The sequence below is a fragment of the Streptomyces sp. RPA4-2 genome (assembly GCF_012273515.2).
Lineage (GTDB): Bacteria > Actinomycetota > Actinomycetes > Streptomycetales > Streptomycetaceae > Streptomyces > Streptomyces kaempferi.
Map to the genome: position 1 here is coordinate 7113974 of NZ_CP050975.2, position 13197 is coordinate 7127170.

Consider the following 13197-nt stretch of genomic DNA (forward strand, 5'->3'; position numbering starts at 1 on the left):
CGGGCCGTCGCCGGGACCCGTTGTCAGACCCCGCCCGTAGAGTCGAAGACAACTGACGCGACCGAGGGGCGGGAGGTGACCGGACGTATGGGCGAGGCATCCCCGAGGGCCGACATCGCCGTGCCGGTGCGGCTCGCCGCCGTGTTCCTGCCCGCACCGCTGCCGCGTGACGGACGAATCGCCTTCTGGGACCCGGACGGCGGACCACTGCCCGATCGGGAACGCGGACCACTGCCCACGCTGGACGGCGGACCGCCCCCCACTCCGGACAAGGGAACGCCGGCCTACCCGGACAAGGGATCGCGGCCCTCCGCGGCCGACGCCGCGAGCGGGCCGTCCCACGACCCGACCCGGCTCACGGTGGTACGGCCGCATGGTTCGGGTGTCCGCCGGAGCACGGTCCCCGCGCTCACCCTGCCGATCGCCGAAGCCCTGCCGCTGCTCGCCGGAGCCCGCCGCGACCGCGCCGCCCACCCCGCCACGGCCTGCTGGGGCGCGGCCACCCTGCACGCCCTGCGCCTCGTCGCGCGGGGCCGGCTGCTGCCCGGACTGACGCCCGAGGGCTTCGACGCCTGGCGCGCGGGCCCGCTCGACCCGGACGACATCGCGCACCTGCGCGCGCTGGCCGCAGCCCTCCCGTACGAGGGACACGCCGTCCCCCTCCCCGGCAAGGGCCCCCTGCGGCTGCCCGAACCGGAAGCGCTGATCCGCTCCTTCCTGGACGCGGTCGCCGACACCCTGCCGCGCACCCCCGCCGCTCCCCACACCTCGGGGAAGCCCTTCGCGGCCCGCGAACCGCAGCGGCTGCCCGCCGCCCACGACTGGGCCGCGGAGGTCGCCGCGGGCATGGACGCGGGCGTGCGGATCTCGCTCCGCCTGGACCTGTCGGCGTACCAGCTCTTCGACGACGGCGAGGGAGCGCGCCGCGCGGGCGCCGCCGTCGTCCAGGTGCACAGCCTCGCCGACCCCACGCTCGTCGTCGACGCCGCCGCGCTGTGGGCGGGAGGGGCCGACGCGGCCTTCGGTCCCCGCGCCCGGGTGGACGCGGCACTCGCCGTACGCCGCGCGGCCCGCGTCTGGCCACCCCTGGACCGCCTCTCGGAACAGGACGTGCCCGACGTCCTCGCCCTCTTCGAGGAGGAGCTGTCCGACCTCCTCGGCGTCGCGGCGACCCGCCTCGGCGCGGCAGGCGTCGCCGTGCACTGGCCCCGGGACCTCGCCCACGACCTGAGCGCGGCCGCGGTGGTGCGCTCCGCCCCCGGATCGGCCACGGACGGCACGGGATACTTCGAGAGCGAGGAACTCCTCCAGTTCCGCTGGCAGTTGGCGCTCGGTGGGGATCCGCTCACCGAGGCCGAGATGGACGCGCTCGCCGAGGCCCACCGTCCGGTCGTCCGGCTGCGGGACCAGTGGGTGCTGGTCGACCCCGCCCTCGTCCGCAAGGCCCGTAAGCGCGAACTGGGCCTGCTGGACCCGGTCGACGCGCTCTCCATGGCGCTGACCGGCACCGCGGAGGTCGACGGCGAGACGGTCGAGGCCGTACCGGTCGGCGCGCTCGCCGCGCTGCGCGACCGGCTGACGGCCGGCGTCGTCCCCGTCGAGCCGCCACCGGGTCTCCAGGCCCGCCTGCGGGACTACCAGCTCAGGGGGCTCGCCTGGCTGGACCTCATGACCTCGCTCGGCCTCGGCGGCTGCCTCGCCGACGACATGGGTCTGGGCAAGACCATCACCCTCATCGCCCTGCATCTGCGCCGGGCCCACGCCGAACCGACCCTGGTCGTCTGCCCGGCCTCGCTGCTGGGCAACTGGCAGCGGGAGATCACCCGTTTCGCCCCCGGTGTCCCCGTCCGCCGCTTCCACGGCCCCGAGCGCACCCTCGACGACCTCGACGGAGGCTTCGTCCTCACCACCTACGGCACGATGCGCTCGGCCGCGCCCCGGCTCGCCCAGCAGGCCTGGGGCATGGTCGTCGCGGACGAGGCGCAGCACGTCAAGAACCCCTACTCGGCGACGGCGAAGGCCCTGCGGACCATCCCGTCCCCCGCGCGCGTCGCCCTGACCGGCACCCCCGTGGAGAACAACCTCTCCGAGCTGTGGGCCCTCCTGGACTGGACGACCCCCGGCCTGCTCGGCCCCCTGAAGTCCTTCCGCGCCCGGCACGCACGCGCGGTGGAGAACGGCGAGGACGAGGAGGCGGTGGCCCGTCTGGCCCGGCTGATCCGTCCCTTCCTGCTCCGCCGCAAGAAGTCCGACCCCGGGATCGTCCCCGAGCTCCCGCCCAAGACGGAGACGGACCATCCGGTACCGCTGACCCGTGAACAGGCCTCGCTCTACGAGGCGGTGGTCCGTGAGTCGATGCTCGCGATCGAGACTGCCGAGGGCATCGCCCGGCGCGGCCTCGTCCTCAAGCTGCTGACCTCCCTCAAGCAGGTGTGCAACCATCCGGCGCTGTTCCTGAAGGAGGACACGCAGGCCGCCGCCCACGGGCCCGCCGCCCGTTCAGGGAAGCTGGCCCTGCTCGACGAGCTCCTGGACACCCTCCTCGCGGAGGACGGCTCGGCACTCGTCTTCACCCAGTACGTGGGGATGGCCCGCCTGATCACCGCCCACCTCGCCGCACGCGCCGTCCCGGTGGAGCTCCTGCACGGCGGCACCCCGGTCGCCGAACGCGAACACATGGTGGACCGCTTCCAGAGCGGCGCCACCCCGGTCCTGGTGCTGTCCCTCAAGGCCGCAGGCACGGGTCTGAACCTCACCCGGGCCGGCCATGTCATCCACTTCGACCGCTGGTGGAACCCCGCGGTCGAGGAGCAGGCGACCGACCGCGCCTACCGCATCGGTCAGACCCAGCCCGTCCAGGTCCACCGCCTCATCACCGAGGGCACGGTGGAGGACCGCATCGCCGAGATGCTCGAAGCGAAGCGGGCGCTGGCCGACGCGATCCTCGGCTCCGGAGAGGCCTCCCTGACCGAGCTGACCGACCGCGACCTGTCGGACCTGGTCTCACTCCGGAGGACCGAGTGAGCGCTTCCACGGACGAGGGACGGCCGGAGCCCGGCGGAACGGACGGACAGGAAGAGCCCCGCGCCGCAGGCTCCGCGCGCCTCGCGACCGAGGGCGCGCGTCCCGCCGACGCGGCCCGCCGTGCCCTGCGGGCCGCGCGGGAGCGGGAGGGGCGGGGAGCGGCGCCCGAGGACGAGCCGGACCCGCCGGCCGAGGCGACCCCGGTCACCTCGGTCACTCCGGGGGGCCGACCGGGCGACGCGGCCCGCCAGGCGCTGCGCCGCGCCGCCGGAAGGGGGAGCGTCCCTGGTGCCGGAGCCGGAGCCGGAGCCGGAGCCGGTGCCGGTGCCGGTGCCGGAGCCGGTGAAGTGCCGCCTGTCGAGGGCACTTCCGGGCCGGCCCCGGAGCCCGCGGCGTCCGGCGAACCTTTGGTGGACGAAACCGCGACGGGACCGGACGGCCAGGTCGGTACGGCCCCGGGCGTCACGCGTCCGGCTGATGTCGCCCGCCAGGCCCTGCGCGCCGCACGCAGCGAAGCACGGCAGGCGCGGGCGGACGTCGGCGACGAGGCGGCCGAGCCCCGACGCCGGCTCACCGACCGGACACCGCCGACCGGTTCACCGGCCCGGCGGACCCCGCGTGGCCACGACCCGGGAGCGAGGACCCGGGACGTACGGGACCTCCTCGCCGGAGCCTTCGAGCTGCCCGACACCGATCCCCGGCCCCGTACGACGCGACCGCCCATCCCCGACGCCACGCCGCTGCCCGGCGCGCGTACCGCCGCGGGACCGGAGACGCCCGACGCGGGGACACCCAACCGCCGGGCCAGGCCCGCGGAAGCCCCCCGAGCGACCATGGCGGGGGCCGAGCCCGCTGAGGCCACGGAGACCGCCGGGCCGACCGCCGGTACGGAGACCGCTCGGGGTACGGAGACCGCCGGATCGACCGCCCGGGGTACGGAGGCCGATGGGGCGACGACCGATGGAGGGACGGAGACCACCGGATCGACCGCCCGGGTCACGCAGACCGACGGGTCGTCCGCCCGAGGCACGGCGACCGGGCGCACGACCGCCGGGCGCGTTGACACCACCGAGGTGCCCCCCGGGCACGCCCGGGCCACCTGGTCGACGGACGCGCCCAAGGGCGATTCCGTCGTGCCGGGGGACCGGAGCGCACCCCGGGCGGGACGGCTGCCGCGGTCCATGGGGTCGCCGGGTCGGGACGGCGAGCTGCGCCGTACCTTCCCCACGCTCCCGGCACGGACGCCGGACGCCGAGGCGTTCGCGCGGACGTGGTGGGGCAATGCCTGGGTGAGCGCCCTGGAGGAGGGCGCGCTCGACGCGGCGCGGCTGGCGCGGGGCCGGGCCTACGCGGACAAGGGGCGGGTCGACGCCATCACGGTCACCCCGGGGCTGGTGCTGGCGTACGTGCACGGGAGCCGTCCCCGGCCCTACCGCGTGCAGGTCGCCCTGCGGACGCTGGACGACGGGGACTGGGACCGCTTCCTCGACGCGGCCGCCGAGCGGCCCGGTCACATCGCGGCGCTGCTCGACAAGGAGATGCCCCGCTCGCTCGCCGACTGCGGGGTCGACCTGCTCCCCGGCCCCGGCGACCTCGCACCGCACTGCAGCTGCCCCGACTCCGGCCACCCCTGCAAACACGCGGCGGCGCTCTGCTACGAGACGGCACGTCTGCTGGACGAGGACCCGTTCGTCCTGCTTCTGCTGCGCGGCCGGGGCGAGCATGAGCTGCTGGACGGACTCTCCCGCCGCAACGCGGCCCGTGCGGCCCGCGCCGCCCAGGAGCAGGAGCCGGCGTCCCTTCCCGGCGTACGGGCCCGGGACGCCCTCGCCCGCCGGAGCCTGCCGCCCCTTCCGGCACCCCTGCCCGCGCCCGCGCACCCCGAGCAGCCGCCGACCTACCCGGGCGCGCCGGGCGGTCCCGACCCGTTCGCGCTGGACCAGTTGGCGACGGACGCGGCGGCCCGCGCGCACGCGTTGCTGACCGCGGGCCGCGACCCGGTCGCGGAGCTGACCCTCTGGCAGGACGCGGTCCGGCTCGCCGCCGCCCGCCCCGGTTCCGGACTCACCGCGGCCACGCGCGCCCTCTACTCCTCGCTCGCCTCGGCCGCCGGCCGCACCCCGGCCGACCTGGCGCGTGCGGTCGCCGCCTGGCGCCAGGGCGGAATCGAGGGGCTGAGCGTGCTCGAAGAGTCCTGGGACCCGCCCGCGGGCCGCTTCGACCGAGCCCGCCCGCTCCTGCTCGCCGCCGACCTCCCCGCCTTCCGCCCCTGGCGCAACCACCTCACGCACCCCCGCGGCCACGCCCAACTGCGCCTGGGCCACGACGGTCTCTGGTACGCGTACGAATCGGAACCGGGTCAGGACGACTGGTGGCCGCGCGGCACCCCCGACCTCGACCCCGTCGGCGCCCTCACGGGCCTCGGCGCACCCGGGGAGTAGCTTCGCGGAGGGACCACTCAGACCCGTACCGGCGAGGGGCGCACGCGTCGCGGCTCAGGTGCGCACGCACTGTTCGATGATCGAGGCGACGTGCTGCACGGCCGGTGAGTTGCGGTGCGCTCGGCGGGCCAGGATGAGATCGATGGTCTCCGTCTCGGCGAGCGGTACGTACGTCACGCCGTCGAGCCGCAGGCTCCGCACCGACTGCGGCACGAGGGCGACGCCGTGTCCCGCGGCCACCAGGACGACGAGGGTCGCGGTCTCGCCGACCTCGATGAGGGACGAAGGCTCGAATCCGGCCCGGGCGCAGGCCGACAGGACGCGGTCGTACATGGCGGACCGCGGCTGCGAGGGGTGGATGACGAAGGGTTCGTCGGCCAGCGCGCTCAGCGCGATCCGCTCGTCGGCCGCCAGCGGATGGTGGGCCGGCAGCACGGCCATCAGGGGTTCGGTGCGCAGTGGTGTGAGGTGCACCCCCTCGACCCCGGCCGCGCCCGCACGGGACACGGCGAGGTCGTAGGTGCCGGTGAGCAGGCCCTCCACGAGCTCCGGGGTGATCAGCTCGCCGCGCAGGTCAAGGGTGAGCTGAGGCAGCTGGGACCGTACGGTGCGGGCGACGCGGGGCAGCACGTCGTAGGTGGCGGTTCCGATGAACCCGACGGAGACGCGGCCGACGTGGCCGGTGGCGAGCTCCGCCATGTGGACGCGGGCGCGTTCGGCCTCGGTGACCAGCGTACGGGCGTACGGGGTCAGGTGACGGCCCGCCTCGGTGAGTTCCACGTGCCGGGTCGAGCGGTGGAAGAGGGCGATGCCGAGCTCGCGCTCCAAGGCCTTGATCTGCTGCGAGAGAGCCGGCTGGGCGACGTGCAGGCGGGCCGCCGCGCGCCCGAAGTGGCACTCCTCCGCGAGAGTGAGGAAATAGCGGGCCTGACGCAGTTCCATGACACCATCTTATAAGGCCACCTTATTAATTGCTCGATACTGTGTCTTGGACGCGATGAAGCGGGCGACCTACCGTGAATACGTGACCGACAGTTATGTATACGCAGCGGCAAGAACACCCTTCGGGAAGTTCGCCGGCGCTCTCGCCGGCATACGGCCCGACGATCTCGCGGCGCTCGCCGTGAACGGAGTCCTGGCGAAGGTGCCGGAGCTCGATCCGAGCGGTATCGACGACGTGGTCTGGGGAAACGCCAACGGCGCGGGCGAGGACAACCGCAACGTCGGCCGGATGGCCGTGCTCCTGGCCGGACTGCCCACCTCGGTTCCCGCCACGACCGTCAACCGGCTGTGCGGCTCCTCCCTGGACGCGGCGATCATGGCCTCCCGGGCCATCGAGACCGGTGACGCCGACATCGTGCTCACCGGTGGTGTGGAATCGATGACCCGGGCTCCGTGGGTGCTGCCCAAGCCGGAGCGCGGCTATCCCGTCGGCGACGTGACCGCCGTGTCCACGGCGGTCGGCTGGCGGCTGGTCAACGAGCGCATGCCGAAGGAGTGGACGGTCTCCCTGGGCGAGGCCAACGAGCAGTTGGCCGACCGTTTCGGCGTCCCGCGCGAGCGGCAGGACGAGTTCGCCGTCCGCTCCCACAACCTCGCCGACGCCGCCTGGGCGGCAGGCTTCTACGACGACCTGGTGACGCCGGTCGCGACCGACGGCAAAGGCGGCACGCTCGCCCGGGACGAGGGCATCAGGCCCGGGTCCACGATCGACAAGCTCGCCGCTCTCAGGCCGGCCTTCCGCCCCGACGGTGTGATCACGGCGGGCAATTCCTCGCCGCTGAACGACGGCGCCTCCGCCGTGCTGCTCGGCTCAGGGGCCGCCGCCACGCGTATCGGTGCCGATCCGCTGGCCCGCGTAGCCGGGCGGGGAGTGTTCGCACTGGAGCCGCAGATGTTCGGCTTCGCGCCGGTGGAGGCGGCGAACCGCGCCCTGAAGAGCGCCGGCATCACCTGGTCCGACGTGTCCGCGGTCGAACTCAACGAGGCGTTCGCCGTGCAGGCACTGGCCTGCGTGGACGCCTGGAAGATCGACCCCGCGATCGTCAACGCCAAGGGCGGGGCCATCGCGCTCGGCCACCCCCTGGGGGCCTCCGGCGGCAGGCTTCTGGGCACGCTCGCCCACCGGCTGAAGGAGTCCGGCGGGAGATGGGGCGTCGCGGCGATCTGCATCGGCGTGGGCCAGGCGCTCACCGTCGTCCTGGAGAACGTCACGGAGACCGGCCGATGACCATGCGGGTGTGTGCCCACGCCGACGAGGCCGTCGCCGGCATCGAGGACGGTTCGACGGTGCTCGTCGGCGGCTTCGGGATGGCCGGAATGCCGGTCGACCTGATCGACGCGCTGATCCGCCAGGGCGCGAAGGACCTGACGGTCGTGTCCAACAACGCCGGCAACGGTGACACCGGGCTGGCCGCCCTGCTGGCGAAGGGGCGGGTCCGCAAGGTCGTCTGCTCCTTCCCCCGGCAGTCCGACTCGTACGTCTTCGACGGCCTCTACCGGGCCGGCAAGGTCGAGCTGGAAGTGGTGCCGCAGGGCAACCTCGCGGAGCGGATCAGGGCGGCCGGTGCCGGTATCGGCGCCTTCTTCTGCCCCACCGGAGCCGGGACCCTGCTCGCCGAAGGCAAGGAGACCCGCGTCATCGACGGCCGTACCTACGTCCTGGAGTACCCGATCAGGGGCGATGTCGCGTTGATCGGCGCCCACCGGGCCGATCGCATGGGCAACCTCGTCTACCGCAAGACGGCCCGCAACTTCGGGCCGGTCATGGCCACCGCCGCGACCACCGTGGTCGCACAGGTCCGCGAGATCGTCGACACCGGCATGATCGACCCCGAGACCGTGGTGACGCCGAGCATCTATGTCGACCGCGTGGTACAGGAGACGACCGCATGACCCCGATCCGACACACGGCGGACAGCGGGCGCGGCCCGCTGGGCAAGTCCGAGATCGCCGCCCTGGTGGCCCGCGACATCCCTCACGGCGCGTTCGTCAATCTCGGCATCGGCCAGCCGACAGCCGTCGCCGACCACCTGCCGGCCGACTCCGGTGTGGTGCTCCACACCGAGAACGGCATGCTCAACATGGGACCCGCCGCCCAGGGCGAGGAGATCGACCACGATCTCACCAACGCCGGCAAGGTTCCCGTGACCGAACCGCCCGGAGCGGCCTACTTCCACCACGCGGACTCCTTCGCCATGATGCGCGGCGGCCACCTGGACATCTGCGTCCTGGGCGCCTTCCAGGTCTCCGCGGCCGGGGACCTAGCCAACTGGCACACCGGCGCGCCCGACGCCATCCCCGCCGTCGGCGGCGCCATGGACCTGGCGATCGGCGCCAAGAAGGTCTTCGTCATGATGACGCTGTTCGCGAAGGACGGCGCCCCCAAGCTGGTTCCGCGGTGCACCTACCCACTGACCGGGCTGGGCTGCGTCGACCGCGTCTACACCGACCTCGCGGTCTTCGACATCACCCCGGCCGGCGTCGCGGTGCGGGAGACCTTCGGCATCACCGTCGACGAACTCGCGGGCCGCCTCGAACTGCCGCTTCTTCCTGCTACGACCTGACACTCACTCAAACCTCGCGCGAGGCCTGGCCTTTGGGGTATGTCCGGCTGCCCGAAGGTCCTGCCCGAAGGTCCTGCCCGATGGTCCCGCCCGGTGGTCCTGCGTCCCGGTGATCCGAACCGGAGCGCACGTCTCCGCCGGCCCCCACGGCAAGGCCGCATGCGGGGGAGAAGGGGCCGGCCAGGTCCGCGCCGGCACACACCCGGCGCGTCCCGCGGCCCGCCGTTCTTCCCGAATCCGCCACTCCTTGGCATTCCCGCCGACATCGGCCCACGCCATTCCGTGCCTGCCCACCCGGTCCCACACTGACGTTTCCGGCAGTGACGCCGGATTCACGAAAGGCCATCACGAAATGCCGGAATTCAACGACGGGACCCCAGAGACCGAACTGCCCTCCGACTCCATCGTGACCACCGAGGTCGTCGTCATAGGCTCGGGGCCGGCGGGCGCCACCGCCGCACTGCTGCTGTCGACACTGGGCATCGACACCATCATGATCACCAAGTACCGGTGGACGGCGAACACGCCCCGCGCGCACATCACCAACCAGCGCGCCATGGAGGTCTTCCGCGACCTCGGCATCGAGCCCCAGGTCCTCGCGGACGCCACCGAGCACGGCCTGGTCGGGGACACCGTGTTCTGCACGAGCATCACCGGCGAGGAGATCGGCCGCATCCACACCTGGGGGACCCGCCCCGACCGTGAGGCCGACTACCGGCTCGCCTCCCCCTGCCTGACCGTGGACATCCCCCAGACCTACCTCGAACCGATCCTGGTACGGAACGCGACACAGCGTGGTGCCCACACCCGGTTCTCCACCGAGTACCTCTCCCACACCCAGGATGCCGACGGCGTCACCGTCGAGGTCCTCGACCGGCTGACCGGCGCGCAGTACAGCATTCGCGCCAAGTACCTGATCGGCGCCGACGGTGCCCGCTCGAAGGTGGCCGCCGACATCGGCCTGCCGTTCGAGGGCGCGATGGACATCGCCGGGTCGATGAACATCACCTTCAAGGCGGACATCTCCCGGCACGTCTCCCACCGGCCCTCCGTCCTGTACTGGGTCGTCCAGCCGGGTTCGAACGTGGGCGGCATCGGCGCGGGCCTGGTGCGCATGATCCGCCCCTGGAACGAGTGGCTGATCGTGTGGGGCTACGACATCGCCGACGAGCCCCCCGTCGTCGACGAGCAGGCGGCGATCCAGATCGTACGGAACCTCCTGGGCATGCCGGACCTGGACGTCGAGATCACGGGCACCAGCCTCTGGGGCAACAACGAGATGTACGCGAGCCGCCTGCACCTCGGCCGGGTGTTCTGCGCCGGCGACGCCGTGCACCGGCACCCGCCGAGCAACGGCCTGGGCTCCAACACCTCGGTCCAGGACGCCTACAACCTCGCCTGGAAGCTGGCCGCCGTGCTCAGAGGCCAGGCCGCTCCGGCACTGCTGGACAGCTACACCGACGAGCGCGCCCCCGTCGCGGAACGCATCGTGAAGCGGGCCAACCGGTCCAGCCGGGAGTTCGTGGAAATCTTCGAGGCCCTCGGTGTCCTCGACGCGCGGACCGAGGCGGACATGGCCGCCGCGATCGAGGAACGCAAGGACAACACCCCCGCCGGCGCCGCCAAACGAGCCGCGCTCGTACGGGCCATGGACCTGAAGAACTACGAGTTCAACGCGCACGGCGTCGAACTGGGCCAGTTCTACGCCTCCTCGGCCGTCCTGTCCGACGGGTCCACCCGCCCCGCCCCCACCCGGGACACGGACCTGTACTACGAGATGTCCACGGTTCCCGGCTCCCACCTGCCGCACGCCTGGGTCGGCGACAGCAGCCGCCGCCTCGCGCTGATGGACCTCGCCCCCTACACCCGGTGGACGCTGTTCACCGGCATCGCCGGCGAGGCGTGGGCACAGGCCGGCGAGAAGATCGCCCAGGAACTCGGTGTCCCGCTCGAGACGGTCGTCATCGGTCCGGGCCGTGAGGTCACCGACCTGTACTACGACTGGGCGAAGCTGCGCGAGGTCGAGGAGAGCGGAGTGCTGCTGGTGCGTCCGGACAAGCACATCGCGTGGCGTGCCATGACCCTGCCCGAAGACCCCGAGGGCCGGCTGCGACAGGCCCTGCTCTCGATCCTGGGAAGGGACTGAGCCACGATGCGTTTCGTCCATGACACCCTGCCGCAAAGGGTGCACTTCGCCTCCGGCGAGGCGGCGGAGAGCCTCACGGCCGAGATCGCCTCCCTGGGCGCCCGACGTGTGATGGTGATCGCCGGCGCGGGTGAGCGCGAGATCGCCGAGCGCGTCACGAGCGGCCTGCCCGTCGTCCACCGGCACGATGACGTCGTGATGCACGTCCCTGTCGAGGTCGCCGAACGGGCCCGTACGGCAGCCGCCGCGCACGACGCCGACGTCCTGGTCAGCATCGGCGGCGGTTCGACCACCGGCCTGGCCAAAGCGGTCGCGCTCACCACCGGACTGCCGATCGTCGCCGTTCCCACCACGTACGCGGGTTCCGAGGCCACCCCCGTCTGGGGGCTGACCGAGGGCTCCGCCAAGACCACCGGCACCGACCGCAAGGTCCTGCCGCGCGCGATCGTCTACGACGCCTCGCTGACGCTGAGCCTGCCCGCCGCCCTGAGCGCCGCCTCCGGTCTGAACGCCGTGGCGCACTGCGTCGACTCCCTGTGGGCCCCCCGCGCCGACCCCATCAACCGGGCCCTCGCCGCGGAGGGTGTCCGGGCGCTCCGCACGGGACTGCCCATGGTCGTCAAGGAACCCGACGCGCTGCCCGGCCGCGAGCAGGCACTCTACGGCGCCTACCTGTCCGCCCTGGCCTTCGCGTCCGCCGGATCAGGGCTCCACCACAAGATCTGCCATGTCCTGGGAGGCATGTTCAACCTCCCGCACGCCGCCACCCACGCCGTCGTCCTCCCGTACGTCCTCGCCTTCAACGGGACCGCCGCCCCCGAGGCCGAGGAACGCCTCGCCGAGGCCTTCGGCACACCCAGCGCCCGGGAAGGTCTCGCCGGGCTGCGCGACCAGCTCGACGCACCACGCGCGCTCCGCGACCTCGGCATGCCGTCCGGCGGCATCGCCTCGGCGGCCGAGGCCGTGGTCGCCGCCGCCCCGGCCGGCAATCCGAGCCCTGTCACCCTGCCGGCGATCACCGACCTGCTCCGCACGGCCTGGGAAGGAGCCGAACCGCGATGACCCACACCCCCGCCACCACCGAGGACGCACCCGACGACAAGCAGCGGGAAATCGAAGCCGAGGTCACACGCCGAGTCCTGGAGTCCTTCGCCGACTGCACCGACCCGCGGCTGCGGCAGGTGCTGGAGTCCCTCGTCCAGCACCTGCACGCGTTCGTCCGGGACGTCCGGCTCACCGAGAAGGAATGGGACCTGGGCATCGACTTCCTCACCCGCACCGGCCACATCACCGACGACCGGCGCCAGGAGTTCATCCTCCTGTCGGACGTCCTCGGAGTCTCGATGCAGACCGTCGCCGTCAACAACGAGGCCTACGGCCAGGCCACGGAAGCCACCGTGTTCGGACCGTTCTTCGTCGAGGACAGCCCCGGAATCGAGCCGGGGGGCGACATGGCCTTCGGCGCCAGTGGTGAACCGTGCTGGGTCGAGGGCACCGTCACCGACACCGCGGGCAAACCGGTCCCCGGGGCACGCGTCGAGGTGTGGGAAGCCGACGAGGACGGCTTCTACGACACCCAGTACGACGACGACCGCACCGCCGCGCGAGCCCACCTGTTCACCGACCCCGACGGCCGCTACCGCTTCTGGGGGCTGACCCCCACTCCGTACGCCATCCCGCACGACGGCCCGGTCGGGCAGCTCCTGGCGGCCACCGGCCGGTCACCCATGCGTGCCTCGCACCTCCACTTCATGGTCAGTGCTCCCGCTCTGCGCACCCTCGTCACCCACATCTTCGTCCGCGGCGACGAACACCTCGACAGCGACGCCGTCTTCGGTGTGAAGGAGTCCCTCGTCAAGGACTTCCACACGCAGGAACCAGGCAGCCCGACACCCGACGGACGTGACCTCGGTGACCGGGTCTGGTCCCGTGCGCGGTTCGACATCGTGCTCGCCCCCGACGGCACCTGACCGCCCCGGGCAGACCGCGCCGACCGGCCGCCGGCACCCCTTGCCGGCGG

At 72.9% G+C, this 13197-nt stretch carries 9 protein-coding genes; 8 read left to right on the forward strand and 1 reads right to left on the reverse strand.

All coding sequences use genetic code 11. From position 1 onward, the window contains the following. Window positions 1-87 precede the first annotated feature (87 nt). Both HEP85_RS31060 and HEP85_RS31065 read left to right on the forward strand, forming a co-directional pair. On the forward strand, window positions 88-3024 hold the full coding sequence (locus HEP85_RS31060) for an SNF2-related protein (protein WP_369657917.1): 2937 nt from the start codon (window positions 88-90) through the stop codon (window positions 3022-3024). Window positions 3025-3434: 410 nt separating this feature from the next. After that, entirely contained in the window at window positions 3435-5465 is a 2031-nt protein-coding gene (locus HEP85_RS31065; RefSeq protein WP_369658141.1) for an SWIM zinc finger family protein, read from the forward strand. Window positions 5466-5519: 54 nt separating this feature from the next. On the opposite strand, the gene HEP85_RS31070 is transcribed toward HEP85_RS31065, so the two are convergent. Then, complete coding sequence (locus tag HEP85_RS31070; RefSeq protein ID WP_168530841.1) at window positions 5520-6407, reverse strand: LysR family transcriptional regulator; 888 nt, start codon at window positions 6405-6407, stop codon at window positions 5520-5522. A gap of 82 nt (window positions 6408-6489) precedes the next feature. Between HEP85_RS31070 and HEP85_RS31075 the strand changes: the two genes are divergently transcribed. The 6 genes from HEP85_RS31075 to HEP85_RS31100 all read left to right on the forward strand — a co-directional run bounded on the left by HEP85_RS31075 (window position 6490) and on the right by HEP85_RS31100 (window position 13147). After that, entirely contained in the window at window positions 6490-7695 is a 1206-nt protein-coding gene (locus tag HEP85_RS31075) for a thiolase family protein (protein WP_329291359.1), read from the forward strand. Next, window positions 7692-8360, forward strand: a complete 669-nt coding sequence (locus HEP85_RS31080; RefSeq protein ID WP_168530842.1) for a 3-oxoacid CoA-transferase subunit A — start codon at window positions 7692-7694, stop codon at window positions 8358-8360. The genes HEP85_RS31075 and HEP85_RS31080 overlap by 4 nt, the downstream gene beginning before the upstream one ends. Then, window positions 8357-9031: a 3-oxoacid CoA-transferase subunit B gene (locus HEP85_RS31085; RefSeq protein ID WP_168530843.1), complete on the forward strand. Its 675-nt coding sequence runs from the start codon at window positions 8357-8359 to the stop codon at window positions 9029-9031. Before HEP85_RS31080 ends, HEP85_RS31085 begins: the two co-directional genes overlap by 4 nt. A 352-nt stretch (window positions 9032-9383) precedes the next feature. Then, on the forward strand, window positions 9384-11177 hold the full coding sequence (locus HEP85_RS31090) for an FAD-dependent monooxygenase (RefSeq protein WP_168530844.1): 1794 nt from the start codon (window positions 9384-9386) through the stop codon (window positions 11175-11177). 6 nt (window positions 11178-11183) lie between these two features. After that, window positions 11184-12239: a maleylacetate reductase gene (locus HEP85_RS31095; protein ID WP_168530845.1), complete on the forward strand. Its 1056-nt coding sequence runs from the start codon at window positions 11184-11186 to the stop codon at window positions 12237-12239. Then, window positions 12236-13147, forward strand: a complete 912-nt coding sequence (locus HEP85_RS31100) for a dioxygenase (protein ID WP_168530846.1) — start codon at window positions 12236-12238, stop codon at window positions 13145-13147. The genes HEP85_RS31095 and HEP85_RS31100 overlap by 4 nt, the downstream gene beginning before the upstream one ends. Window positions 13148-13197 lie beyond the last annotated feature (50 nt).

What these genes read in the sequence shown, in the direction of transcription:
- HEP85_RS31060 (WP_369657917.1), top strand. Translation starts at nt 88, where the DNA reads ATGGGCGAGGCATCCCCGAGGGCCGACATCGCCGTGCCGGTGCGGCTC.
- HEP85_RS31070 (WP_168530841.1), bottom strand. Translation starts at nt 6,407, where the DNA reads ATGGAACTGCGTCAGGCCCGCTATTTCCTCACTCTCGCGGAGGAGTGC.
- HEP85_RS31080 (WP_168530842.1), top strand. Translation starts at nt 7,692, where the DNA reads ATGACCATGCGGGTGTGTGCCCACGCCGACGAGGCCGTCGCCGGCATC.
- HEP85_RS31085 (WP_168530843.1), top strand. Translation starts at nt 8,357, where the DNA reads ATGACCCCGATCCGACACACGGCGGACAGCGGGCGCGGCCCGCTGGGC.
- HEP85_RS31090 (WP_168530844.1), top strand. Translation starts at nt 9,384, where the DNA reads ATGCCGGAATTCAACGACGGGACCCCAGAGACCGAACTGCCCTCCGAC.
- HEP85_RS31095 (WP_168530845.1), top strand. Translation starts at nt 11,184, where the DNA reads ATGCGTTTCGTCCATGACACCCTGCCGCAAAGGGTGCACTTCGCCTCC.
- HEP85_RS31100 (WP_168530846.1), top strand. Translation starts at nt 12,236, where the DNA reads ATGACCCACACCCCCGCCACCACCGAGGACGCACCCGACGACAAGCAG.